The sequence below is a fragment of the Spirochaetota bacterium genome, from assembly GCA_017999915.1.
Taxonomy (GTDB): Bacteria; Spirochaetota; UBA4802; order UBA4802; family UBA5550; genus RBG-16-49-21.
The window spans coordinates 84,777-109,491 of record JAGNKX010000004.1; the positions used below are offsets into that span (position 1 = coordinate 84,777).

Sequence of the window (24,715 nt, forward strand, 5' to 3'; positions counted from 1 at the left end):
GAATAAAAAAACCGCCTTACAACTTGATAATTAATAATGTGCCCCCTGTCGCCTTCGGCGGCGGGGGGACACGTGAATAATTATAAAAAAAGTTTTGCATAGAGTCTAGCAGTCATTAGTTTCAACAAATATTAAGGAGGCCTTTATGATGCGAACATTTTTCGTGCTTGTAAGTCTTATCTTAATTACTCTCTTTGCAGCACCCGCCTTTACTCAAGAAAAAGAAATCAAAGATGTTGAAACTGATATTATGACTCCAAAGGAAAAAATAAGAGAATACCAGCATGTGCTTGTATTGGGAGTCAACCAGCCCTTCAGCAAGGGATACGATAAATATTCACCGCTGTTTTTTTATGCCTGGTTCGGCGATAATTTTAAAAACAAAGACCTTTACATGCAGTTCACCTTGACCACCACCAGGGTGTTTTATATTGCGGCATTTAAGAACGACAGGATCTACGCGGGGGTAAAACCGCTCCTCGAGCATTCAACCTATTCCGCGTGGAGATCGTACAACCGTGGAACAAACGATACTCCGCGTCAGTTCGGCGGCAATAACGCCGGTGTAGGATTGTTCTTTCAGTATAACTGGCTCCGTATCCTGTCCACGAAAATCACCTATCATACCTCGTACCATTTTTACAGGATGGTCCTCCTAACTGAAAACGATAACAAGTATCCCAACATGCCGAAGCGTCACTGGCAGGTTAAGCCGGGGTTCGAAATACTCATCTCCGACGTGAAAGAATCGAGCCTGGGAAGGGTAAAGCACGGCTACCTGTTTCGCGGAGAATACCAGTATGCCCACCGCATAGGCTATGGCACCTGGTACGATTATGACAGGCTCTGGTTCCATGAAAAGCTGAACGGACATTGGGCGCCGCCGACGGGCATGACCGAAGGGGTCTGGTACAAGTCCAAAGTTCATGATACGCATCGCCTCTATTTCAATGTCGGGGCATATTACAATTTCAAGCATGATATCAATCTCCAGTTTGAATTGTACGGCGGCTATTTCAAGGGACTCGACAGGAACAATGCAGAGCAGATCGGCTACATGCAGCAGGACCACGCCATAATGCCAGGATACGCCAGCACGGAATTCTATCACAATTTCTATACGATAGCCCGTCTCTAGCTCGGCATACCGCTCAAATTCTGGGACGCAAGGATACAACCGGGGTATAATGTCCTGTACATGCCGAAAACCAATGAAGTCGTCGGTGTCGGTAATGGTTTTTATGCCGCCGGAAGGGGGGCGCTGCTGTCATATCATCATCTCGCTTTGAACGGCTATCCGCGTAGATTCTATTCCAGCGTGTCGTGCTCCTTATCCATGCGCCTGGGGAATCTCGTTCCGATATTCCTAGATTATGCCTATGGCTGGGACGCGGTCAGGTCGAGATCGTCGGTCAAGATGTACATGAACAGGCTGGAGCGGGGATGTCATGAGATACAGGTGCTTGTAGTTGCCGCTTTCGGCAGTAACATAGAAAAGAAAGAAGATGAAAAAGAAGAAAAAAAGGAAGGAAAGAAGGGCAGGGGTTAAATAGAGAAAAACCTATGCCGTCGACCAGGTCCCGTTTCGCCCGGTCGGCGGCACTAGGGACATAATTATCGCCCGGGATGCTTTTTTTTAATAGAGCATGCCAGTATATGGGCACTTTCCGCTGAATCAGCTGATAATCCTACAAACCACATATTTTGTCCTACAGAAAAAAAAGAGTAACGACCAAGCATTAATCAGACAACCTCTGATAGACAGAATAATGATAATCATGTATTATAAATACAAGATTAACTAACAGTAATTAGTGATCAGAAGACAGATCACTAATTACAACAATTTCTTCATAAATCCACACCCCCTTGGCAACAAGGGGGTCCCCCCTCCCTCCAGCAGTATAAATGATGGGCCGAAATGCTGAAATCCTTCATTTTAGTATATGTATATGTGTAAAGATATTCAATCGGAATTCCGATTTTTAAAATATGAGAAAATATATATTGATCGGCTTCCTGGCGTCTCTAATAGCAATCGGGACAATAGTCCTCTATAATAAATATTCCAGTGATGATAATGATCCCGTTAAATTGGAAAATTCAATTATCATACATGGCATTAACATGACGTCGGATACCCCCCCTTCTGAAACCGAAGATGAAGCCGACGGTAAGATTATTTACAATGATGCCTTCGATGATGCAATCATAGATTTTGAACAGTATAAGAAAAAAAGCCGCACGGGCATATCCGAAAAGGCGGTAAATGAATTTGAAAAGCTCCGCGCCAAGGACAGGCGCTGGCATCTCCGCCGGTACCAGATTAAAAAAAATGACAATCTCTGGAGAATTGCAAGGCGTTTCGGTGTCCATCAGCACAGTATCATAGGAATAAACAAGATAAATAATCCGGATATGATGAAACCGGGCAGGTATATTAATGTTCCTACCAGGAAGGGAATATACTACAAGGTTGACAAGGGTGATACCCTGAACAGAATAGCGGTTCGTCACAAAATTTCCATGAAAAGCATAGTGGCTCATAACCGGCTTAAAGGTAAAATAATAAGGCCGGGGCAGAGGATATTCCTCCCGGACGCGGAAGAACAGCGCGAAGCTACCACGGTAGCCGTCAAAAAGATAAAAGCCATTCAGACGATAATTGCCGAGACGCTTAAATTCAGATGGCCCATACGCGGCAGGATAACCTCTGGCTTCGGCAACCGCACCGATCCCCTGTACGGGCATAGGCAGTTTCATTGCGGCATTGACATCAGCGCCAATGTGGGGACTCCCGTCCATGCCGCGGCCGACGGAAGGATCATTTTCAGCGGCTGGAAAGCAGGATATGGCAATTGCGTTATCGTTCGTCATGACCGAGGCTTCATAACCGTTTACGCCCATAATTCGAAGAACGTGTCAGAAATTGACAGTGATGTAAGGCAGGGCTCGGTAATCGCCTATTCCGGCATGACCGGTGCCGTGACCGGGGCCCATCTGCATTTTGAAATACGCAAATATGTGAATCCGTTAAATCCTCTGAGGTTTTTACGATAGATGAAACAGATAACAATCGCAGTGGCGCTGCTGTTCATAATGGTTATTAATGCCGATTCGGCCGTAATTTCGGGCGATAAGGGGTCCAGGATCAAGGTCTTTTATACAATGAACGACCGGACCGGACAGGATGCCATCCAGAAGGGGAAGATAATATCATATTCATCGAAGGACGAGTATAATGCGGCCGACCTTTTTGGACAGGCGCAGGACAAGAGCAAGGCTACAGTGCGCCTCCATGACGCCGAAGGTATAAGCGAGGGTGATATCCTCTATGTCATCAATGATAAGAACCTGATCATCGCGAAGATGGCAGTTCGCACAATTTTTAAAAGCGCTTCTTTTGGGCCGATGCTCGTGGGTTACGGCAACTTCAGGCTCAGTTCGGTCGGGGACAGGGTGATCGTTACGGCCGGTAGTGAAGAATCGAAATATTCATATATCTACAAAGCCAGGGGAGATTATTATCATGTCACCGGGGAAGATGGCGAAGCGATAAACGAATACAAGAACGCATTGAAAGTCGATGCGAACAATCCGAACGCACATCTCGCCCTGGGTCTTGTTTATTTGAACCAGGGGCTTGACCAGTTCGCCCTGCGCGAATTCAATCAAGCCAAGAATAACATAAGCAGGTTATACGACAACGAAGACAAGTTCATCCTCCTGCGCAGTATTGCAGAAATCAGCTACAGGAACGTATACGAAACATTCATGCCCCGGAAGCTGAAGGAAAAATACCGCGATGAAGGGATGAAGGCGTGCAAGGACGCCCTGAGGATATATCCCAAATCGGAGAGAATGTATTACTACCTCGGCGTGTTCAGCTTCCGTACGTCGGATCCGGATGACAGGGCGGCCAAGGATTATCTGCTCAAAGTCATTGAATTGAATCCCTCACACGCCAATGCATATGTTGCCCTTTCGGAGCTCTATTACCGGCATGACAACATGATAAAGGCCCGAATGTTCGCCGAGAAGGCAATTGAAGCCGATAACGGAAACATCCGGGCCCAGAAAATGCTCAAATACATCGAATCGAAAGAGCAGATCAAGCAGTAATCAAACACCGTCCCAAAATGAACGATGGCACCCACCCGGGCAGTGCTCAACTCCTCACCGCCATGGAGAGGGTTTCCCTGTATCTGTCATTCAAATTTATTCATATTAAATTTTCTTGACATTTTATAGACATAATATATTTTCCTTTGGGGAAAGAATATTTTATGATCATTTATACGCTATTTTTCTGCCTGCTTACGTCATTCACGCTCCATGCAGTAATCATAGCCTTATACATCAAGAATAAGGATAAGCTCTATTTTTACTGGTTTATAGCGACCGTTGCGATGAACATGGCGATTGCCCTGGCCCTCATTGTCATTTCGCTGAGCAGGCCCGAGCTGATCCGCCAGCTGAACCTGAAATTCTTTTTCTGGCTCCTTTCGGGATTTGTCACACTGCTGCTCTTATGCTTGAAAATCGTCATATTCAAGAATATCTATAAGCGGAGCAAGGACCCGAAGTGGTATCACTTCAACCATTTCGGCAAGAAGGTGTTTGAGAAGGGAATAGTCAAGCAGGTCGAATTCCTCGGCATATTCGGATCGCTCCCGTTCTTTCTTTTTATCGGCGCCTTTTTCGTATCACGGCTTATAAACATGATTCTCTACGGCAGAATGTAGCGGAGGATTCTGATGAAAGTGAAAATAGACGATATTATCATTCGAAGAAGGATACGAACCTCCCCGGGCGACCTGGCGTATCTCATGGAATCGATAAGCAAATTCGGGCTTCTGAACCCGATAACGGTCACGGAGGATTTTGAGCTGGTCGCGGGCTTCCGGCGACTTGAGGCATGCAAGGCCATCGGCATGAAGGAGATCGAATGCAGCATCATGCCTTCTTTGTCCAAATTCGAGCGCCTGCTGGTCGAGGCGGATGAAAATCTTACCCGGAAAGACCTTACCATAGCGGAGATCGAGCGGTACGAAGATGAAAAGCGGTACCTCCAATCCCGGGGCCTGGAGCGGATACGGCTCTGGTTCATCAGGTTGTTCGGGAGAATCATTGAATGGATTCGCAGGTACATCCTCAGGCGGAATGACTGATCACTTCTTTACGAAAAGGGATATGAGCTCGATATGGTGTGTGCAGGGGAACATGTCGATCAGCGTGAGCCTGTCAATAATGTAGCCGCCGGAAACAAAATCGCGGGCGTCGCGGGAGAACGTCGCTGGATTGCATGAAACATAGACGATCCGTGGCGGATCCATGGCCATGATCGTCCTTCTTGATTTTTTGTCTATCCCTGCGCGGGGAGGATCGATCACGACCAGATCGGGATGGTGACGGCCTGGATGGACCCGGGAAGATGCCATCGCCTGGAACCGGATGTTATCGAGGCAGTTCACACGGGCGTTGTGCCTGGCCCAGCGGATATTTTCTTCACTGATGTCTATGCCGGTCCCTGATCCCGCTGCTTCGGCAAGGGGAAGGGTAAAGAATCCAACACCGCAGTCAAAATCCATAAAAACTTCATCGTCGTTGATCCCGGCATAGCCAATGACAATATCGAGCATTCGCTCCCTGAGACAGCGGTTGGCCTGGAAAAAACGGTCAATGTCCCGTAAGAAACTGAGCGAGCCGACCCTTTCTGCGACGACGGGATTCTTGCCGAATGATGTTATGATGCGTGAATCTGTATCCGCCGCGATCCTGGCATCATCGGGGAGAACATTGTCATTCAGGATCCAGTCATTGAGCTCCCGGGAGAGCAGGAGGCATCCCGTTTTTCTTATGGAAACGAAATCATTGGTGCCTTTACGATAAAAGCCGGGGAGTCCTTTTTCCGCTTTTAATGCGGCATGGCTCCGGTAGTTATGGCGATCGTCATGGACCGTTTCAATGGCAGGTATCAGATGGGCCGGCAGGCCTGCTATCCTTCCAAGGTTGTCTTCAACAATGCTTTTCTTGCATGAAAGCTCTTCATCATAGGGCATGTGCAGATAGCTGCACCCGCCACAAACAGTGAAATGAGGGCATTGCGGGATGATACGACTGTCGGATTGTTCGATGATAGATACAATAGAGGCGAATGCATAATCTTTTTTATCCTCGGTTATGGCGACTGAAACCATTTCTCCTGGGATGCCGTAGGGAACAAGGATCGCTTTTCCCTTATGACGACCGATGGCATAACCGCCATATAGCGGCTTGTCAAGGGTAATTGTTAAGAACGTATCGCCGAGTGCCATTATGCCTCTGTATTAATGATGTTATTTCCATGGTTTGGTTAAATGTAAAGGAAATAATTATGCCCGGAGGTGCTTCATTGGATCATTGCCGGCGATGCATGTCCTTGCGGGGGGAAAGTGATATCCGTAATTAATTGGGAAAACAAAATTTATTTGACAATAGCCGGTTATTTGATTACACATTATCGATTCGGACATGGGAACTGAATGCCATTTTTTAATTTTCAGATTTCATGTTGAACTATGTGTCAATGGACACGGCCAGGAAATGCCATGAGAATCATCATCACCGCACTATTCATAACAACAGCCTTGCTGTTGCCGTCTTGCGCCAAAAAAGGCAAGATTGAGAAGGAACCGAACAATTCTTTCTCAACAGCCTGTGATATTACCATGGATGAACGCATCCTCGGTTACATGGGGAGCCCCAATGACAGGGATTTTTATGTGATACACGTAAAGGAAAGAAAGATAGCGGATATCCAGCTTTCGGGCGTAAAAGGCATCAACCTGGCTGTAAAGATATGGAAGGGCGGTGATGACCCAAGCCTGATAAAGTGGATTGATGACAACAGAAAGTCTTCGCCCGAACGATTCGCAAACTTGTCGGTTACCCCGGGATATTACTATTTTGAGATATGCCAGAGCGACCGCGACCAGAGGAAAACAGACAAGGAGAATCCCTATGAGCTGATACTCAAGAGCCGTGTTGCCATATCCGAGGAATCCGAGCCGAACGACTCAAAAGAGGACGCGGACACCATACACATGGACAAGGAGATAACGGGATATTTTTCTCCCGCTTATAACAGGCTCAATGAGGACAAGGAGAATCTACATCGCGAGGAAGACTGGTTTGCATTGGACGTGAACCTTAAATCGGACACTCCGCGTCTTATAAACGTATCCCTCTCCGGCGTCAGCGACGTCAATTCGCTCCTGTACCTTTATAATCCCGACGGAGATTTGATATCGATGGCGGATAACGGAGGCCCCGGCGAACCTGAATACATCAGCGGTGCCGGAATAAAAAAATCCGGGACCTATTACGCGATGGTTGCCGTCAGGGGATATGCCTTCAACCATGATGAGCCATATACCTTGAGCGCAACGATAAAAGAGCACGAATCTGGCAATGAGATGGAGCCTAACAACGATTTTGAATCGGCAAATAGCTTTACGAACACCATCAGCGGTAAAATTAATTCTAAAGATGATACGGATGTTTTCCTGTACCAGGTTGGCAATGGCCCCGGCACCTTCCGGATAGAGCTCAGGTGCCCGGATGACATGGATGGCATTCTTGCGCTGTACAACATGGACCGAGAGAAAATTATGGATGTGAACAGCGGCGGCAAAACCAGGAGAGAGGTGCATCCCAATTTTTATTCGGAAAAGGATTTTTACATAACCGTATCGGCCAGGTCAGCCGGCAGAATCCCTTCAGGTGAATACATCCTGACCGTGACGTCCCTCGCCAACTCTGAAAAACAGGAAAGAGAGCCAAATAATGAATTATCCCAGGCGAACAAGTTAACTTTGAAAACCATTTCGGGATTCACTTCGTTCCGGGGGGACAAGGATTATTTCTTACTGGTCTATGACACCAGGGTGAAGCAAAAATTCGAGATACAGGGGGCAAGGGGGGGATCGATCAAAGTCTCTGTTACGGATCCACTGGGCTTTATCATTAAAAGCATGGATGTACAGGGAGACAGGAAGGTTGTGTTCAGTGAAATGATTGACAAGAAGGGCTATGTCATCGTAGAAGCCGTTACTGAGAATTACGATAATCCCTATGTGATCAATCTCAGAGGTGCGCAATGAAAATCACCAAGCTTTTTGTCTTAGCGCCGCTCTTCCTGACCCTGGCCGCGGGGTGCGCCACAAAAACAGCAAAAAGAAACGGGGAGACATACCGGCTGCCTGAAAAATATAATTTCCGGTTTATAGGCAGGGACGTGGAAATAGATAACCCGGACAATGACCGGAGATCATACTACAAGCTCATTATTGACAAGGCCGACGAGGGAAGAACAACGACCGGTCTTGAATCCCAGGAAAAGATATATGAAGCGACTCTTGCGCCTAACCGGCACCTGGTCACTGTTGAAAAATGGGTCCTTGACCAGAAATCGTCGCGTTATATCAAGCTCAACAATATCGAGCAGCCCAAGCCTAACTTCATTTATTTTGACGTGCCCGAAAAGAAGATCGTTGTTGTCGATATGAAGACCGCGAAGGACGGCAAGGCTGAAATAACGATAGATTACGAAAGGAAATGAAAAACGATGGTATAGATTAAGGGCGGGATTTTTCACCCCGCCCCTTTATGTCAGTCTATGATAGTGTCGGTTTTATCCGAGCGTTCTTTCCTTGATACCTTGTTCGAGTAAAAGCTTTTAACAACCGCCAGAGGGAAATCATATTCCTGCCGCGCGTTCCAGAGTATATAACCCTTGATACCGGAATCATGAATGCCCTTGAGCTGGTCCGTGATGTATTTATCGAAAGGTATCCCCACCATTTTCATTTTAAAGGCCTGTATGTACGTTACGATCATGGCATTTTTGCTTCTCGATTTGGCCCGCACAGAAGTCTCGCGGACCGTGTAATAGGGATCCCCGTAGAATTTCTTGCTCCAGGTGTAATGCGAGGGATACGCCATGGGGCATATGATGTCAACGACCTTGTCGAGGCTTTCCATGTTCTGGCCGATGATGTCATCCTTGTTGAGGGGAATCCGGCCGAAAATATCCGCCGCGATGCGCACATTATATTTTTTAAGCCTGTTGCGGGCCCTGGTGAGGATGTCCTCGATATACTTGTATCTCTGGCTGAAGGTAAGATGTCTCGTACTGCCGGAGTCGTGGAAGCGTATATAATCGAACTGAATTTCCTTGAAGCCGTTTTTGCAGGCGTCCTCCGCAATGGATATCCTGTCCTCTATATAACTGTCGGGAACAGGGTATTTTCTCAGGCCGTCTGGAAACATGACGACGCGGGCAATGGGATGAATGCCGTTGTCCTTGCAGTATTGCACGTTGGATGCCGGGACCATGCATTTTACGAATTTGGCGCTCTGCACGTCAAGGACCATCGTGTTGATTCCGGCGGTCTTGGCTTTGGTAACAAGATCCTGAAGTTTCTTCATGTTATTGGCGGATGAGACGTTGAGATACATCCCGCGGTAAAATTCAGGAAACCGGTAACCTCTCTCGGCATCAGGAGCGGCATTGTTCCTGTCTTTGACGAATGGCGCTGCTACAACATTGTCTTTCAATAGACTGGTCGGATACTGAAATATTTTATGTGGCAGGTTGCTGATGAATAAAAAAACACCAGTGATGAACAGCAAGATACCAATTTTTTTCATGTGAAACACTCTCCTGATTATAAATGATGGATATTACGTATTGCAGTGATGAATATGTAAAAGAATGTTTAATTTCAAGTAAAAAATTATGTCGTCTATTCTTTATGGAACATTTTCAGCATTGCATCTATATATTGAATATCGACATCATGAGAATGATTTGATTATTTTTATAGTTAATTTTTTATATAATTATTAAATAAATTATTTATACTATTGACGCTGGTATAAAAATTTATTATCTATAATTTAAGCACTCGAATTGTCTTCACTGTAATATAATAAGGATACCTCAATACGCTAATTGCGTGGGTATGGATCTATAGTGGCTGGCCTTCCGGGCATAGGGCTACAGTCATATACATCCCGGTGGGCGGGTCCCTCAAAAGTGCAAATATAAAGTCCATTACGGTGTCAATGTGTTTATTCAACCTGAAACGTTAGACCTGATCCGGGACAAGGTTGTCATTCAGGATGTTATCAAGCGGTATGTCCCTTCCTTGAAGAAAAAGGGGAAAAATTATATAGGTCTGTGCCCGTTCCATAAAGAAAAAACCCCGTCATTTACAGTTACGCCGGAAAAACAGATTTTTTACTGTTTCGGATGCCATACGGGAGGCAATGTCTTTAGTTTTATATCTAAGATTGAACGCCTGGAATTTCCCGAGAGCGTGAAGTTCGTCGCTGACATGGTCGGTATTGACATCGGCGACGGCAGGAAGAGCGAATCGACGATCGTAGAGGCGATGCAGAGGCTAAACCGCCAGGCGGCGGAATTATACCACAGCCATATAAAATCGCCGGCGGGCAAGAAAGGCCTCGCTTATATAACCGGCAGGGGAGTAACCCATAAAAGCATCACTGATTTTAAGATCGGTTATGCCCCTGATTCATGGGACTTCTTACTCAGGGCGCTCATAAAAACAGGGAAGGATCGTGAAGTCGCCGAGTCCCTCGGGCTCATCAAGCCGAGCCAGAAGAGGGTCAACAGCTATTATGATATGTTCAGGGACCGGATCATGTTCCCGATTTTCGACGCCCCGGGCAACGTGATTGCCTTCGGCGGGAGGACCATCGGCGACGATCCTCGCAAGTATCTCAATTCATCGGAATCGCAGCTATTTAAAAAGCGCAACGTCCTATACGGCTTTAACCGGGCCAGGGAATCCATAAAGGAGCTGAACCGGGTCATTATCGTGGAGGGCTACCTGGATGTGATAGGGTGCCACCAGGCCGGCATTGAAAACGTTGTTGCGCCCCTGGGCACCGCCATAACGACGGAGCAGATCAAATTGCTGGGACACTACTGCACGGAGATAATATTTCTTTTTGACGCCGATTCGGCCGGCCTAAAGGCTGCGGGACGCTCCCTGGAGCTTTCCGAGGACGTGAACGTCAACATAAAAATAGGGATGCTTCCGGAGGATGATCCCTTCGATTATGTGATCAAAAAGGGGCCCCGTGAATTCATGGCGGTCGTTGACAGGGCCATGGGTCCTGTTGATTTCAGGATAGCCCGCATCATGGACAATTATCACAACCTTGGAAGGGTCAATACCCTCAAGCTGCTTTTTGCCGCCATAGCCGACGTGAAGCTGGAAACCGAGAGAGGGGTATATCTGAAAAAGATAAGCACTCTTCTGGATGTGGATGAAAATTCAGTGCGGACCGATTTCAAGAATTACATTGCCAATCAAAGAGCAGGACTTAGAACTGAACAGCAGCCGAAAAGTGACCAGGCTGATTTTTTAACACGGAGCTACAGGGACCTGGTAAAGCTCATATGCCATTACCCTGAGCTCATTGAAAAGGCGGTCATCGATTATAACATAAACGACATCCCCGATGAATTGTTGCGGTCTATCATGAAAAAGATTGCGGATATGTATTTTGCCGACAGGCAATTTTCAATTGATAAAATATTTGACTTTTTCACGACCGGTCGAGAAATGGATTTTCTGAACCAGATGTTTAATGAAGATTTTTCAGTGCCCAATCCGGGATCCGCCTACACTGAAATATTTATAAACATGAAAGTTCATGAAATTGACGATAAAATTGATAAGTATGCATCTTTAATAAAGTCGTCTCCCGGCGGAAGTTTCCATGAGTATATAACCGAAATCGAGGTATTGCGCAGAGAAAAGGAAAAGCTTTCTCAATATATTTACAACAAGGTCATGTAACGGCACTGGACCGGCGCTTTACAAATGGTATATTGAGAGTGTTTTGTGTCCTAATAATCCAGTATGACATTGTCAAATTTGCTATTTAACAAAGAAGAATAGATAACAGGCGGACTTTGGAAGCAGCATATATTATTTAAAGGATATGATAGCGACATGAGTAAAAAAGAGATGACGTTGGATGCCGTTCCGGAAGTTAAAAAGCTCATTGAAATAGGTAAGACCAACGGCGAGGTCACCTATGATGAGATCAACGACATACTTCCCGACAAGCTGCTCAATTCCGAGAAGATCGATGATGTATTCATTCTTCTCAACCAGTTAGGCATCGAGATGGTGGAGGAATCAACGAGAAAAGACCAGTCTCTTCCCGGCGTAAAGAAGAAGAGCAGTACCGCATCGAAAAAGAGCCTTTCCACGCAAACCGAGACGTCACATGTCGATGATCCAATACGGCTCTACCTGAAGGAGATCGGAAAGGTGTCCCTCCTTTCGGGAGACCAGGAGGTTGACCTGGCGAAGAGGATCGAAGAGGGCGAGATTCTCATCGAGGAGACCGTATACAATTCATCTCTGCTCATCAATGACCTCATTAAAAATTACTCCAAGATAAAGAGCGGAAAGATCAAGCTCACCGACGTATTGAAGGTCAACCGGCTCTATTATTTCTCATCGGTAGACCTGGACAAGCTGGAAAAGAAATTCCACGAGACGATGAAGATCATTATTGAAGAAGACAACAAGATGATCCAGTTCGGGAACAAGCTGAAGAAGGTTGATTCGGAGTCCAAGAAGGCGGAGGAATTCAAGGAAAAGATCGAATCCGCCAAGGTGAATATCCGCAAGACCATCCGGAACCTTGAGATCAACGACAACGAGATAAACAAGCTTTCCGCCAAGATAAAATCCATGGTGGCGCGGATCCAGGAGACCTACGAGTTTTTCACCGATATCGAGAAGGACTTCCACCGCGACCTGAAGGAGCTCAAGCACCTGGCGCGCAAGCTTGAAAAAGGCGAGAGCATAACCAAGATCATCAAGGAGCTGGGGATCAAGAACAAGGACGAGATCCTCGAGGTTATCAAGAACGTGCGCAACAACGAGCGCAAGATTCGCAGGATAGAGCAGGAGGCGGGGGCCACGGCCGACGAGATCATGGAGTGGGGGCTGCAGATAAACGCGGGTCAGAAGAAGATATCGATCGCGAAAAAGGAGCTCATCAACGCAAACCTGCGTCTCGTCGTTTCCATCGCCAAGAAATACGCCAACCGCGGCATGCACTTCTTCGACCTTATTCAGGAAGGAAATATCGGCCTCATCAAGGCTGTCGATAAATTCGAATACAAGAAAGGCTACAAGTTTTCCACCTATGCTACCTGGTGGATACGACAGGCCATAACGCGGGCGATATCCGACCAGGCCAGGACCATCAGGGTCCCGGTCCACATGATCGAGCAGATTAACAAGGTCATGAGGGAAACGCGGCTGTTCCAGCAGGAATTCGGAAGGGAGCCGTCCCCGGAAGAGCTCTCCGACAGGCTGGGATGGGTGGTTGGCAAGGTAAAGGCGGTAAAGAACGTTGCCCGCGAGCCGATTTCCCTGGAAACGCCGGTGGGCGAGGAAGAAGATTCCCTCCTCGGCGATTTCATCGAGGACAAGGAGGTCGATTCTCCGGCCAATACCGCCGCCTACCGTCTCCTTTCCGAGCAGATAAACACTGTCCTTTCAACGCTCCCGGCGCGGGAGCAGAAGGTAATCCGCATGCGCTTCGGGCTTGATGACGGCTATTCCCATACACTTGAAGAGGTAGGCTATGTCTTCAAGGTCACCAGGGAGCGGATACGGCAGATCGAGGCCAAGGCGCTGCGCCGACTCCGCCATCCGACCAGGGCCCGCAAGCTCAAGGATTATCTGGATCACGCATAGGAGCCGTTGGCCCGGTGCATCCCGACAAAAATAAGGATTATCGGGTTTAATACAGGCACGTAATGCGCCAAATCAAAAAAATCGCCATGGTAGGTGCGGGCTCCTGGGGCACCGCGGTCGCCAAGAATATAGCGGAATCCAAGTCCCATCTTACCGTCGTCATGTGGGCCTACGAGAAGTCCGTTGCCGCGTCCATCAACGCGCAGCATGAGAATATCGAGTTCCTGCCGGGCATAAAGCTCCCCGTCAATATTATCGCGACCAATGTGCTGCGAGAGGCCGTTGAGGGTTCTGACGTGGTGATCCTCTCGACCCCGTCGAAGGCGGCTTACGATTTATCGCAGAAAATGGCGCGGTTCATAACCGCCGACATGCATGTGGGTTTTCTTACCAAGGGATTCTGCAAAATTAATGGCCGGGTCCTCACCATTTCACAGGCCATGGAACTGGCGTTACCGCAGATGGCCGGAAAAATTGTCGCCATATCGGGGCCGAGCCACGCCGAAGAGGTGTCGCAGAGATTCCATACCTGCCTGAATGTCGGGAGCGACTCTGAAGTGTCCCGCTCTGTCATGGCGGAGCTCCTTAATTCGGAATACGTGCAGGCCCGGGAAACTGAAAACATCCGCGCAGTTGAAGTGGGCGGTACGCTAAAGAATCCGGCCGCCATAGCAGCAGGCATGATCAGCGCGCTGCCCCGGTGCGGAGATAACCTGGCGGGAGCTCTCATCTCCGAAGCGCTCAAGGAGATGGTCCGGCTCGGGAAGATCTTCGGTATCAGCGAGGATGCCATGATCGATATATCCGGGCTGGGGGATTTGGTGGCAACCTCCCTGAGCGAGCATAGCAGAAACCGCCGGTTCGGGAGCGATATAGCAAAGCAGATCATTAGGAAGGGCAGGACCCTTACCCTGTGGGACCGGATCATTCTCAGGATCAGGCCGTCCAGCGTCATCGAGCGGATGGGTGGGAAGATGAATTACCTGGCCGAGGGCGCCTACGCCATCGAGCCACTCATTGAGCTCGCGGAGACTTCCCGTGTGCCGATTCCGGTATACCGGTCGCTCTACGAGGTATTGCTCAATAAAAAAGACCCGTCGCTGCTGATCGAGACCATCAAGAACCCGTCGAAATTCGAAGATATCTTTTATAACACAAAAATACAGATTTCCGACCGCAAGAAAGGCTTGGAACAGCTCAAGGGCGCCGTGTTCAGGGAGATGATAATAGGCCGGGTCATGGAGAAGTTCGTCGCGAAAGAGAATAGTAGGCTGCTGCCCCAAAGGCCCGATGATGTTATACGTGATCTTTCGGCTTTCGCGTCATCCGATTCCGCCGGTGACGGGGAGCGGCGCATCATCAAGGCAATGACCGCTGATACCTATGGGGATTCGATGCGTCGATTGGTTGAATTGTACACGGATTCCATCACCGATAATTATACTCCCCTGTTCAAATGGATCATGGCAATTTATATTTTTTTCCTGCGAGTAATCGCCGGGCTTTCGGGTAGAGGGGGGCGTTTGCTTATCTCCGGGAACATGGGAGAGATCAAGAAATCAAGCAAGTCGGTCAATGTACTGTATGTGAATCGATACAGGGGGATGACGGATTCATTGACGATTATGCTCTCCATCATGATCAAGAATCTTCCATTTCCACGATTTTTTATAAGCTCGGAAGCGGCCGGGTCCAGAGACAGATTTATCCTGAAGCGTTGCGGCGGTTTCGTGGTGGACAGGTCGAAGCTCGGAAATGCGGTGTATCGTGAAACAATCGTGCAGTATCTTGCGACGGTGACAGGTCACGGCGTCCCGATGCTCTATTCGGTTTCATACGATCGTGGGGTGGATAACAGGCCGGAAAATGATGAGTTTCTTATGGCTGTCAACGAGTGCCTCTACAGGCACACGGCGGAAGTGGCCCTCGTCCCGGTTGAGGTGTCATATCTTGGGAAGCCTGCAGGAGCATTCGGTTCCATCAGGTACAGCAGTCTTCTTGCCGATGTGACAGGGATTAACTTTTCAAAACCTGTCATGCTGTCGGAATATACCAAGCGGTCTCACATGATAAAGGGCATCCCCGAAACGGTCAGGGGAATATGGAAAAAGGATATGAAGATATTCCCTCATTATATTATCTGCAAGATCCTGGCCGACAATGACCATTCCGTCAAGGATGATGCCCTGATAAGCCTCGTTAAGCATTACACGTCAAAGGCGGCCCGCCAATTCGACTATGCTCCTTCAAAGATCGTGAAAAAGGGCCTGCGATATCTCGAAAAGAGCGGTCTTGTATCCGCGGAAAAGGGGCGGATAACTTCAACAGACCGGTCAGCGGTGGAATACTTCGCCGCAATCCTTGATTGACATCATACCCTGAACAGGTGCTCGAAGGTGCCGTACAGGACCTGTACGAGCTGGGATCTGCCTTCAAGAGAGCCCGACAATCCATAGAGGGCGCTGCTCCGGGCAGGGGTTCCTGCCTTATTCCGCGCGTAGTCAACGGCGGCCCGCAGATCTTCGATGAGCATATCCCCGATGCCGGGTACCATGGTCTGGGGCATTGTGACGCAGAAATGAATGGCCGCCGGGCTCTGGAGGCCGTTGAAACGCCATCCCTTTGAAATCATGTAATCGTTCACGTGGAAGATGTCGACTTCCCTGGATCTGAAGCTGATCAGGAAGGTCGGGTCGCCTATTATCTCCAGCTCCCTGATGGAGGCGACGCCTTCCCTGATCCGGTCGGCTATTTTCATGATGGCGGATGCGGCCTCGAGGTAGCCGCTCTCGCCGAGGTACACCATCGTCGCCCAGGTTGAGGCGGTGAGGCCCCCGGACCTGCTGCCGGTCATTGACGGCGATGCGTAAATGCCGCCGGGCCAATGGGCCATCTGGAAGAACTGGTACCTGCGCAATTTAAGGTTGCGGTAGAGAACGACGGAATTGCCCTTGTGGCCGTAGCCGAACTTGTGGGTGTCGGCCGACATCGATGTGAGACCCGGGAGCCTGAAATCGAACACCGGCACCTTGTAGCCCAGCCGTTCGATCCAGGGCAGGATGAATCCGCCGAGACAGCCGTCTATATGGAAGCCGAGATCGTGCTCCAGTGCTACATCGGAAAGCGCTTCCATCGGGTCGACCAGGCCGTAGGGATAATTGCCCGCGCTGGCGACGATGGCCACCGTGTTTTTGTTTATCAGCTTTTTCACTTCCTCCGGCTTGACGCGGAAGTCCGTCTCGTCAACGGGCGCGAGGACCATCTTCATACCGAAATATTCACCGGCCTTGTGAAAGGCGGGGTGCGCCGTTATGGGGAGAATGATCTCCGGGGCGGTGATGTTTTTCTCGACCCTGCCCCTGTCGCGGTAGACCTTCATGGCCATCATGATGCTCTCGCTGCCGCCGAAGGTGACCGAGCCGCAGATCTCATCGTCTGGATTGTTCTTCTTTACCGCGTCGCCGTTGAGCATCCTGGCGGTCATGGAAATGATCTCGCTCTCGAATTTAGACATGCTCGGGCACAGGTCCACCTGGAGCACGTTGACATGGGAATAGAGGGAGAACACCTTGTTCAGGAATTCGCGGTGCTCTGCGCCGGCATGGTAATAGGTCCCGGAAACCTTTCCGTTTGTCCATTTGGCGTTTTCCTCGTCAGACATGGTCCTGAGCTCTTTCAGTATATCTTCCTTGTCCCGTCCGCGCTCCGGCATACGCTCGTAGCTCTGGAAACGCCCCTTGTAGGGCTTGAAGGGGTCTTTGAATTCCTGCTGATCTGCCATGATTGATCCTCCGGTCGTTGCGATTCTATTGGTTGGAATTTAAGGCTGAGAAAATTTTCTTGGTCCTTTTGAATAACTGGCGATACTGGCCGTACATCTTGTCATAGACGGCCCGGTTCGCCGGGTCGGGATAGAACACTTTTTGTATTTTCACCAGGCCGGGAAGCTCCTCCACTCTGCGCAATCCCAGGGTATGGAGCGCCATAAGGGCGGAGCCCCGCAGGGTCGTCCGATCGGGGTCCTGTACCTGGTGAATCGGCACGCCCAGAACATCGGCATGGATCTGGGCCCAGAGATCGGAAAAAGCTCCGCCGCCGGCGAACCTGAAACTGTTAAAAGGGCGTCCGGTGAATTTTTCAACCACTTCCTTGGTCCACCGGTTATTATAGGCGAGGCTTTCCAATACCGCCCTGGTCATGTGGGTCCGCTTCGTTGACAGGGACAGGTTGAAAAATCCCGCGCGAACGTACCCGGCTTCCTCCGGCGCAGCGGTCCCGCTGAACCATGGCATGAAGATGACTCCGCCGCTGCCCGGAGGCGACTCGGAAGCCATGATATTGGCGCGGAAATACATGTCGTCAGGAGCGGGACCGGTGTCGAAGGCGTCGTTTCCATATATTACGGTATTCAGATAGAACTCGAGGGCCTTGCCTCCGACGAGCTGTTCGGCAAAGAGCAGAAACCGGTCCGGCAGTGGGCTGGGCATGGTGGTGATGGAATGGAATATATCGGTCTTCTTGAAGGGCAGATGGCAGGTCTGTACCAGGGACGTCCCGATATAGATGACTCCCTCAAAATCGATGATTGATCCGGATCCGATGGCGGAGGCCGTGGTGTCGTTGGAGCCGGCGATAACGCGCGTTGACGGGGAAAGCCCCAGCTCTTTTGCCACCTCGGGGAGGACCGTGCCGATAGACTCCTTGTTGCGGACAAGGTCCGGCATTTTTTCACGCTCAAGACCGGCAAGCCTGAGCAGGCCTTCATGGTAGTCGGTGGCTCCCCAGGAACGGTTGTCAACGGTCATGAAGGGGACCATGGTTTCCTGGGAAGCGGCGCACCTGCCGGAGAGGCGCAGGTTGAGGTAATCCATCGGCTCAAGGAACTTCCACGTTTTCCGGTAAATGTCAGGGCGCTCATGTTTCAGGTAGAGCACGTGACCTATGGAATCGATGCCGGACTTGGTCGGCGCAAAGCCGTTCACACGCACCCATCGGAGCAGCTTGGTTATGCCGTAACCTTCGATGTTGATTAACCCGCGGATACGCTTCGTGTTATGGGAAGAGCCGCGTGAATCCATCCAGTGGAGCGCGTTCATCAGCGGCTCGCCGTTGGAATCGATGGGTACGACGACAAAATACTGGGAATCGCAGATAACAGCGGCGATCCTCTCAGGAGAAACGCCGGAGGCGGTGATGGCCTTCTTCGCCACTTCCTTGACGCAGGCCCACCATTCATGGGGATCCTGCTCGGCTCCTCCGTGAGGAAGAATATGGAGAGCGACTTTCGCCGACGCGCTGGCCACTATTTGACCGCCATCGGACACAACAGCGGCTTTGGGGCCGCCGCTTCCAAGATCGATGGCCAGGACATAGTGATCCGAGTTTGCGGAAGGCGATGATTCTGAACATGGAGAGGCCAGCGTTGACGTTTCTTTCATTCATCACCCCCCGTTAGAATCTCTTCGATCATGCGGCATACTTCATTGGGATTTTCGGCGGTCATGAAAAGGCCGTCCTCCTGACCGTCGATATGGATCTGGGGAAATACGGCGCTCCATCCGCCGGCGAAGGAGCAGCATATGACCGGCTTGCCGTAGGTCTTCGCATAGGCCAGCTCGGAAAGGGTTCCCGATTTGCCGCCGATGGCCACCACGACGTCGGCCGCCAGGATGTTGATGGCGTTTCGCGCGTATCCCATGCCCGTGGGTATCACTATGGAGCAGAACGGATTTGCCAGTTCCAGGTCCTCGCCCGGGTGAATGCCGATGACGGTGCCGCCCCTTTCTGCCGCCCCGCGGGAGACGGATTCCATGATGCCGCCGCGGCCGCCGGTTATCAGCACGAAACCATGGTCGGCGATGAAGGCGCCGATCGCGTGAGCTTCTTCCTGGAATCCAATTTCGTCAGATGAACCAATTACGACAACCTGCTTTTTCCTCATGGGTAACTCCTGTGGTACGCAGAGGACGGAGCGCGACATGCGCCATAACCGGCAAGGCTTTTGTTAAAACGATTCGAGAAACAGGTACAGTTGCTGTTGTGTCTCAATCTCGTTGTGAATCACCTTGTAGGGTATGTTGTTTCCATGATAATCAAAATCGATGCGGTTGAGCTTTATATCGAGTCTCGTTTTCGTTTTTTCATCGTATAGAACGAAATAGTTGTTCAGGGAAAGCGCAAAAATATGGACATCCGCCGGGTAGGTCAATTTAAGCGTCTTAACGACGAAATGTGAGAAATCTATCAGGTTGTATATCCCTGCGCCGATGAAAGCGCCAGGCTGGTTATACAGGATGAAATGGTCGATGTAAATGGGACCGTCTTTTCCTCCGTTGAAAAGCCTGGAGGTTTCAGTGGATATATCGTCGCTGTAATTGAGCGTGACTGGGCTGTAGAACTTTCGCTTTTTGGTGTACAATAAGGTGAGCAGCTCGGCAAGGAGATCGAAATCGTCGGTGCCATACAGCGGTGTTGATGTTACCGCGGCAGGTATGATCGTTTCGTTGCCGATATCGATGAATTTCGCGTACAGGGTGAAAGGATGACCGCTCTGCTCGCCGAGACGAATCTTGATCAGGGTTCCACTCTCCCGGTCTTTCAGCGATTTCTTCAAAAAAGCAGGAATGGCTTTAAGGAGGATCGCGTCACCGGCATATACCAATGGCTTGATATCGTCGTCATTGGCGCCGAAAAGCGCTGTCAGGGTTGCGCTGTTGACGGTATTGTGATGATACAGGAGACCCTTGACAAAACCCCGGGTATTCTCCGAGATATATTTGCGCTCCAGTTTATGGAATTGCTCGCTGAGTTTCCTGTAGGCCATTTTCGCCCTTTCCGCGGAAAGAGAGCCATCGGACATCATTGAGATGGTATTCTTGACCTGGTTGAGGAATATTTCGGTATCTGGCGTTCCGGACATGGCTCTGATCACATTTTGTGGTATTCTATACAAGCATTCATTGAAATTCAAGAACATTTTACACAAATATGGCGGGCGTAATCGAGGGCTGTTCGGTACAGTCGGAATGATCCTGTAAAGAAAAAGAGCGATGATGATGACGCAGACCGATCGAGAATGGCGGCCAGGTCCGTAAAATCTGCCTGTACAATATGATCTATGACATCCGGATAATCACCTTTCTTCGGCTTGTAGCATCTCGGGTCATTCAGGATATAGTAGCATGCGCGGATCCCCTGTGCCGCCATCATTGACATGATACTCTCAATGTCCTTGTCTTCCATGAGCGACACTATCACGGATAATTCACGGCCGGGGAACCGGTGGGAGACGACCTGGAACATCTCGTGTAATGCAGCTTCATTATGGGCCGGGTCGAATATGACAAGGGGGGCCATCCACAGGGTCTGGAACCTTCCCGGAGCGCAAAAGTCATTGATGCAGCCTCTGATGACATCATCGGTCAGACCGGGAAAATGACCCCTTGATATAACGGCCGCTGTAATGGCGCTTGAGCTGTTTACGACCTGTTTTCCCAGAGGGTGGTTTATGAGAATCCCCGGCATAGAGGTTAAAATCCCGGATTCAAGGAAGTAATCAAAGCAAAAGCCTGTGGATGTCTCGGTCGTATTTTTGGAATGATACTCCCGGTTGTAAACGTACAGGGGCGAACCATGGAAACCCGCGGCTTCCGCGATGGGTCCCAAAACGGACGGCTCGGTATTGGACGTAACAACAGGAACCCTGTCCTTAATGATGCCGGCCTTTTCCCGGGAGATGGCGGAAAGCGTATTCCCAAGAATTGCAGCATGATCGATCGATATGTCGGTAATTATACTGCAGATCGGCATGACAACATTTGTCGAGTCAAGGCGTCCGCCCAACCCGGTTTCGATGACGGCGCATTCGGCATGGCAGTCATTGAAGTAACGGAAGGCGCAGGCGGTGAGGACATCGAAATATGTCGGCGCTATGGATCCGTTCGATTCAACATATTCCGTTATTTCGTCTATGTAGAGCGATAATATTTCGGAAGGAATGGCACGGTCACAACACATTATGCGCTCATTGATCTCCAGGAGGTGCGGAGATGTATACAGTCCGGTCCGGTACCCGGCCCGGGAAAGCATGGCATTGATCATGTGCGCGACTGAGCCTTTGCCGTTGGTGCCGGCGATATGGAATGAAGGAATATTCAAATGAGGATTGCCCAAATGCGACAGTAAGACAGAAATGTCTCTCAGCCCGTATCGCCGCATATCGAAGCGTGTTTCGTTATTGGCAAAACGTTGGAGCTTTTCAGGTATCATGATTCAATATTAAGGTGCTTGTGGGCGGCCCTGCGCATGGTTTCAATGGGCGCATCCATGCCGGTCCATATCTCGAATTGTCGCGCGCCCTGCATGACCAGCATGTCAACGCCGAATACAGTGGGGCACCCTTTTTCCCTTGCGACTGCAAGGAGTCGGGTTTCATGGGGCGCATACACTATATCAAACACTATATGGCGCTTCTTGATTAATTCGATGTCGATCGGCACCGAACCGGTGTCGGGGGTCATGCCGATCGGAGTCGTGTTTATGATGATGTCGACCGATTCCATGAAGACGTTATCTATAGAATTTAGCAGGATGGAACGCGCTTTCCGTGAGATGGTCCCGATATCTCCTGCAAGTTTCGATATGCGTTGCTCATTCCGTCCGGCTATTATGATGGAAGCGCCGTGCCCGGCCAGGGTGAAGGCTATGGCCCTGGCTGATCCGCCATTGCCCAGGATAAGGCAGGTTTTGCCGTCCACTGATATCCCGCGCTGTTCGATGGATCGAACGGCGCCGTAGCCATCGGTATTATATCCGATGATTCTTCCGTCCCTGTTGGCGATCGTGTTCACGGAGCCGATTCCCGCTGCGAGGGAATCTATCTCGTCACAGTGCCCGCATACATCTATCTTGAAGGGAATGGTGATACTGGCTCCCTTGATTCCGAGGGTTTTCAAGGAAGAGACCGCTTCGCCTATAGACATCGGCTCAAAGGCAAGATATACGGCGTCAACATTCATTTCCCTGAATGCCGCATTGTGAATGACGGGGGATATGGAGTGTCGCACGGGGTTGCCGAAAATGCAGTAGAGCGCGGTCCGGGAATTGATATCCGTGATTTTCATTGACATGTTTTTGCCGGGAAAAATATTTTTGTCAATACATTTCCTGCAGGAGCTGATTCTTATGATGCGGCCCTGATCACAAAGTAGCACGCGATGATGAATAACAGGTTCATGTCGACCAGAAGTTCGTATTTCAGCGAGATAAGATAGTTCAATCGCTGGACCAGGTATATGAGCAACAGGTAAAAAAGTATCGCGGGAAGGAGTATCAGATATATCCAATGATGCAGCAGGATTGTCATCGTGGTAAATATCAGAATTGTAACCATGGAAATTCCTATCGAGAGCATGCTGATGGCTCGGGCCCCGATAAGGACCGGAAGGGTTTCGCGTCCCAGGATGAGGTCGCCCTGGAACGCGATGAGGTCCAGGAGAGCCGTCCTGAGGAATATGACGGTGAAAACGAAAAACGAGAGCGTGACCAGGGCGGATATCGATATATTCGTACCGACCATGGGCACCAGGATCGTTATTATGATCCATCCGAAACAAGCGACGATTTTTGAATTATAAAGTTTTCGCAGGAGCTCGGGCATCAGCTTTGCGATGAGGCCCTTGAACGGGTCTGTCGAGTAGATGAATCCAAGGAGATAAGCGCCGAAGACGATTGCCGTCATCAATATGCTATAGGCACTCGTGATATATATCGAAAGCGCCATTGAAGCGATAGAGATGATGAGAAGGGGCCTTCCGTATTGTGCGTAAATATCGTATTTGTATGGATTGCTGAGTTTTAAGAGATCTTTTTCAAAATAGTTGTTAATGGAATACATGGAAAAGACATAGAGAAAGGAGAGCGCCGGAAACGAATAATTATCATGTATGCCGACATATGACAGGGCTATGAGTGTTATGAAGAAAGCGGCGATAGAGGAAAAGAGGTTGGTCCTCACGATGAGCTGCAAAAGTGACATGATAGCCTTGATGAGAAGGTTGCTTTTTTTAAAATTGATGGTGTAAAGCTTTTCGAGGATATTATTGATGATCCAGCCCGGCGTTGAAGTCCCGGCGGTCACAAGGACGCTTTGGGAATCCGAAAAGTCGTTTTCATTGATTTCATCATCGGTTTCAACATGAAGGGTTTTTATGTTGCTGTCCCTCCCGATCTGCGCAAGGCGTTTTGTGTTCGCTGAATTTTTGCCGCCGACCACTACAAGGGTATCGTTCCCCTGCATGATTCCTTTTATGACATCCTCCTGGCGATAACGCGTGGAATCGCATATCGTGTCATAAACCCGGGTGTTTACATACATCTCGGCTATTCGGTCCACGATTTTTTTGAACAGCGTCCGGTCGAAGGTTGTCTGTGACACTATCACGTACGATTCGGAAGGAGGGATGGAATCTATTTCGTTGATGTCCGAGATAACGGTGACGCCGTGGGACGCGTAACTCATCAGACCGGTCACTTCCGCGTGATCGCGATCCCCGGTAATGATGGTATGGCATCCGCGGCCGGACTCCTTCTTGATGATCGCCTGGACCCTCGCGACGCGGGGGCAGGTGAGATTTATGACCTTTGAGGCACATTGCTTTAGATACTTGATTTCATCGACCGGGATGCCATGGGTACGGACGACGATACGCTTGCCCGTAATGCCGTCCAGGGTATTGACGGTCCTCATGCCGCGGCCATGGAGAACGTTTATGGTCTGGGGATTATGGATAAGCGGGCCATACACATAGATCTCGCCTTTGGAGATGTTGATTTCGCGGACTATGCGCAGAATGGCGTTCCTGACACCCATGCAAAAGCCCGAATGTCTGGCAAGGGTGATTTTCATGGCT

At 49.5% G+C, this 24,715-nt stretch carries 21 protein-coding genes; 11 read left to right on the forward strand and 10 right to left on the reverse strand.

All coding sequences use genetic code 11. From position 1 onward, the window contains the following. Nucleotides 1-286: 286 nt before the first annotated feature. The 6 genes from KA369_07445 to KA369_07470 all read left to right on the forward strand — a co-directional run bounded on the left by KA369_07445 (nucleotide 287) and on the right by KA369_07470 (nucleotide 5,171). Nucleotides 287-1,138, forward strand: a complete 852-nt coding sequence (locus tag KA369_07445; protein ID MBP7735789.1) for a hypothetical protein — start codon at nucleotides 287-289, stop codon at nucleotides 1,136-1,138. 60 nt (nucleotides 1,139-1,198) lie between these two features. Continuing rightward, on the forward strand, nucleotides 1,199-1,549 hold the full coding sequence (locus KA369_07450; protein MBP7735790.1) for a hypothetical protein: 351 nt from the start codon (nucleotides 1,199-1,201) through the stop codon (nucleotides 1,547-1,549). Between the two features lie 578 nt (nucleotides 1,550-2,127). After that, nucleotides 2,128-3,060 carry a M23 family metallopeptidase gene (locus KA369_07455; GenBank protein MBP7735791.1) on the forward strand — a complete coding sequence of 311 codons (933 nt, stop codon included), beginning with the start codon at nucleotides 2,128-2,130 and terminating at the stop codon, nucleotides 3,058-3,060. Next, a complete protein-coding gene (locus KA369_07460) occupies nucleotides 3,061-4,122 on the forward strand; it encodes a tetratricopeptide repeat protein (protein ID MBP7735792.1) in 1,062 nt (353 codons plus the stop codon). It abuts the gene before it with no gap. Between the two features lie 164 nt (nucleotides 4,123-4,286). Continuing rightward, a complete protein-coding gene (locus KA369_07465; GenBank protein ID MBP7735793.1) occupies nucleotides 4,287-4,745 on the forward strand; it encodes a hypothetical protein in 459 nt (152 codons plus the stop codon). Nucleotides 4,746-4,757: 12 nt separating this feature from the next. After that, nucleotides 4,758-5,171: a ParB N-terminal domain-containing protein gene (locus KA369_07470; GenBank protein ID MBP7735794.1), complete on the forward strand. Its 414-nt coding sequence runs from the start codon at nucleotides 4,758-4,760 to the stop codon at nucleotides 5,169-5,171. On the opposite strand, the gene KA369_07475 is transcribed toward KA369_07470, so the two are convergent. Further along, nucleotides 5,172-6,317 (reverse strand): class I SAM-dependent RNA methyltransferase, encoded by a 1,146-nt coding sequence (locus KA369_07475; protein ID MBP7735795.1) that lies wholly within the window; start codon nucleotides 6,315-6,317, stop codon nucleotides 5,172-5,174. Between the two features lie 248 nt (nucleotides 6,318-6,565). Then, nucleotides 6,566-6,712 (reverse strand): hypothetical protein, encoded by a 147-nt coding sequence (locus tag KA369_07480; GenBank protein MBP7735796.1) that lies wholly within the window; start codon nucleotides 6,710-6,712, stop codon nucleotides 6,566-6,568. Between KA369_07480 and KA369_07485 the strand changes: the two genes are divergently transcribed. Together KA369_07485 and KA369_07490 are read left to right on the forward strand one after the other, a co-directional pair. After that, nucleotides 6,711-8,144, forward strand: a complete 1,434-nt coding sequence (locus KA369_07485) for a hypothetical protein (protein ID MBP7735797.1) — start codon at nucleotides 6,711-6,713, stop codon at nucleotides 8,142-8,144. The genes KA369_07480 and KA369_07485 overlap by 2 nt on opposite strands. Next, the gene (locus KA369_07490; GenBank protein MBP7735798.1) at nucleotides 8,141-8,602 is read left to right on the forward strand and encodes a hypothetical protein; all 462 of its coding nucleotides are present in this window, start codon (nucleotides 8,141-8,143) and stop codon (nucleotides 8,600-8,602) included. Before KA369_07485 ends, KA369_07490 begins: the two co-directional genes overlap by 4 nt. Before the next feature lie 50 nt (nucleotides 8,603-8,652). On the opposite strand, the gene KA369_07495 is transcribed toward KA369_07490, so the two are convergent. Beyond that, the gene (locus tag KA369_07495; protein MBP7735799.1) at nucleotides 8,653-9,693 is read right to left on the reverse strand and encodes a hypothetical protein; all 1,041 of its coding nucleotides are present in this window, start codon (nucleotides 9,691-9,693) and stop codon (nucleotides 8,653-8,655) included. 419 nt (nucleotides 9,694-10,112) lie between these two features. On the opposite strand from KA369_07495, the gene KA369_07500 reads away from it, so the two are divergent. The 3 genes from KA369_07500 to KA369_07510 all read left to right on the forward strand — a co-directional run bounded on the left by KA369_07500 (nucleotide 10,113) and on the right by KA369_07510 (nucleotide 16,174). Further along, nucleotides 10,113-11,879, forward strand: a complete 1,767-nt coding sequence (locus KA369_07500; GenBank protein ID MBP7735800.1) for a DNA primase — start codon at nucleotides 10,113-10,115, stop codon at nucleotides 11,877-11,879. A 171-nt stretch (nucleotides 11,880-12,050) separates the two neighbouring features. Beyond that, the gene (rpoD, locus tag KA369_07505) at nucleotides 12,051-13,805 is read left to right on the forward strand and encodes an RNA polymerase sigma factor RpoD (protein MBP7735801.1); all 1,755 of its coding nucleotides are present in this window, start codon (nucleotides 12,051-12,053) and stop codon (nucleotides 13,803-13,805) included. Between the two features lie 62 nt (nucleotides 13,806-13,867). Beyond that, nucleotides 13,868-16,174 (forward strand): NAD(P)-binding domain-containing protein, encoded by a 2,307-nt coding sequence (locus KA369_07510; GenBank protein MBP7735802.1) that lies wholly within the window; start codon nucleotides 13,868-13,870, stop codon nucleotides 16,172-16,174. Nucleotides 16,175-16,176: 2 nt separating this feature from the next. Here KA369_07510 and KA369_07515 read toward each other — a convergent pair whose 3' ends face one another. The 7 genes from KA369_07515 to ispH all read right to left on the reverse strand — a co-directional run bounded on the left by KA369_07515 (nucleotide 16,177) and on the right by ispH (nucleotide 24,711). Then, on the reverse strand, nucleotides 16,177-17,586 hold the full coding sequence (locus tag KA369_07515; protein ID MBP7735803.1) for an aspartate aminotransferase family protein: 1,410 nt from the start codon (nucleotides 17,584-17,586) through the stop codon (nucleotides 16,177-16,179). A gap of 25 nt (nucleotides 17,587-17,611) precedes the next feature. Continuing rightward, complete coding sequence (locus KA369_07520; GenBank protein MBP7735804.1) at nucleotides 17,612-19,243, reverse strand: FGGY-family carbohydrate kinase; 1,632 nt, start codon at nucleotides 19,241-19,243, stop codon at nucleotides 17,612-17,614. Further along, complete coding sequence (locus KA369_07525; GenBank protein MBP7735805.1) at nucleotides 19,240-19,746, reverse strand: TIGR00725 family protein; 507 nt, start codon at nucleotides 19,744-19,746, stop codon at nucleotides 19,240-19,242. Before KA369_07525 ends, KA369_07520 begins: the two co-directional genes overlap by 4 nt. A gap of 63 nt (nucleotides 19,747-19,809) precedes the next feature. Further along, the gene (locus tag KA369_07530) at nucleotides 19,810-20,724 is read right to left on the reverse strand and encodes a hypothetical protein (protein ID MBP7735806.1); all 915 of its coding nucleotides are present in this window, start codon (nucleotides 20,722-20,724) and stop codon (nucleotides 19,810-19,812) included. 47 nt (nucleotides 20,725-20,771) lie between these two features. Next, nucleotides 20,772-21,977 carry a hypothetical protein gene (locus tag KA369_07535; GenBank protein MBP7735807.1) on the reverse strand — a complete coding sequence of 402 codons (1,206 nt, stop codon included), beginning with the start codon at nucleotides 21,975-21,977 and terminating at the stop codon, nucleotides 20,772-20,774. A 92-nt stretch (nucleotides 21,978-22,069) separates the two neighbouring features. Continuing rightward, nucleotides 22,070-22,927 carry a shikimate dehydrogenase gene (aroE, locus tag KA369_07540; GenBank protein MBP7735808.1) on the reverse strand — a complete coding sequence of 286 codons (858 nt, stop codon included), beginning with the start codon at nucleotides 22,925-22,927 and terminating at the stop codon, nucleotides 22,070-22,072. 59 nt (nucleotides 22,928-22,986) lie between these two features. Next, nucleotides 22,987-24,711: a 4-hydroxy-3-methylbut-2-enyl diphosphate reductase gene (gene ispH / locus KA369_07545; GenBank protein MBP7735809.1), complete on the reverse strand. Its 1,725-nt coding sequence runs from the start codon at nucleotides 24,709-24,711 to the stop codon at nucleotides 22,987-22,989. Nucleotides 24,712-24,715 lie beyond the last annotated feature (4 nt).

Excerpts from the sequence above, each read along its gene's own strand:
- KA369_07490 (MBP7735798.1), top strand. The coding sequence starts at position 8,141 with ATGAAAATCACCAAGCTTTTTGTCTTAGCGCCGCTCTTCCTGACCCTG.
- KA369_07450 (MBP7735790.1), top strand. The coding sequence starts at position 1,199 with ATGCCGAAAACCAATGAAGTCGTCGGTGTCGGTAATGGTTTTTATGCC.
- ispH (MBP7735809.1), bottom strand. The coding sequence starts at position 24,711 with ATGAAAATCACCCTTGCCAGACATTCGGGCTTTTGCATGGGTGTCAGG.
- KA369_07455 (MBP7735791.1), top strand. The coding sequence starts at position 2,128 with ATGACGTCGGATACCCCCCCTTCTGAAACCGAAGATGAAGCCGACGGT.
- KA369_07525 (MBP7735805.1), bottom strand. The coding sequence starts at position 19,746 with ATGAGGAAAAAGCAGGTTGTCGTAATTGGTTCATCTGACGAAATTGGA.
- KA369_07460 (MBP7735792.1), top strand. The coding sequence starts at position 3,061 with ATGAAACAGATAACAATCGCAGTGGCGCTGCTGTTCATAATGGTTATT.
- KA369_07470 (MBP7735794.1), top strand. The coding sequence starts at position 4,758 with ATGAAAGTGAAAATAGACGATATTATCATTCGAAGAAGGATACGAACC.
- KA369_07475 (MBP7735795.1), bottom strand. The coding sequence starts at position 6,317 with ATGGCACTCGGCGATACGTTCTTAACAATTACCCTTGACAAGCCGCTA.
- aroE (MBP7735808.1), bottom strand. The coding sequence starts at position 22,927 with ATGAAAATCACGGATATCAATTCCCGGACCGCGCTCTACTGCATTTTC.
- KA369_07480 (MBP7735796.1), bottom strand. The coding sequence starts at position 6,712 with ATGGTAATATCACAGGCTGTTGAGAAAGAATTGTTCGGTTCCTTCTCA.
- KA369_07520 (MBP7735804.1), bottom strand. The coding sequence starts at position 19,243 with ATGAAAGAAACGTCAACGCTGGCCTCTCCATGTTCAGAATCATCGCCT.
- KA369_07530 (MBP7735806.1), bottom strand. The coding sequence starts at position 20,724 with ATGTCCGGAACGCCAGATACCGAAATATTCCTCAACCAGGTCAAGAAT.
- KA369_07515 (MBP7735803.1), bottom strand. The coding sequence starts at position 17,586 with ATGGCAGATCAGCAGGAATTCAAAGACCCCTTCAAGCCCTACAAGGGG.
- KA369_07465 (MBP7735793.1), top strand. The coding sequence starts at position 4,287 with ATGATCATTTATACGCTATTTTTCTGCCTGCTTACGTCATTCACGCTC.
- rpoD (MBP7735801.1), top strand. The coding sequence starts at position 12,051 with ATGACGTTGGATGCCGTTCCGGAAGTTAAAAAGCTCATTGAAATAGGT.
- KA369_07510 (MBP7735802.1), top strand. The coding sequence starts at position 13,868 with ATGCGCCAAATCAAAAAAATCGCCATGGTAGGTGCGGGCTCCTGGGGC.
- KA369_07485 (MBP7735797.1), top strand. The coding sequence starts at position 6,711 with ATGGATGAACGCATCCTCGGTTACATGGGGAGCCCCAATGACAGGGAT.
- KA369_07495 (MBP7735799.1), bottom strand. The coding sequence starts at position 9,693 with ATGAAAAAAATTGGTATCTTGCTGTTCATCACTGGTGTTTTTTTATTC.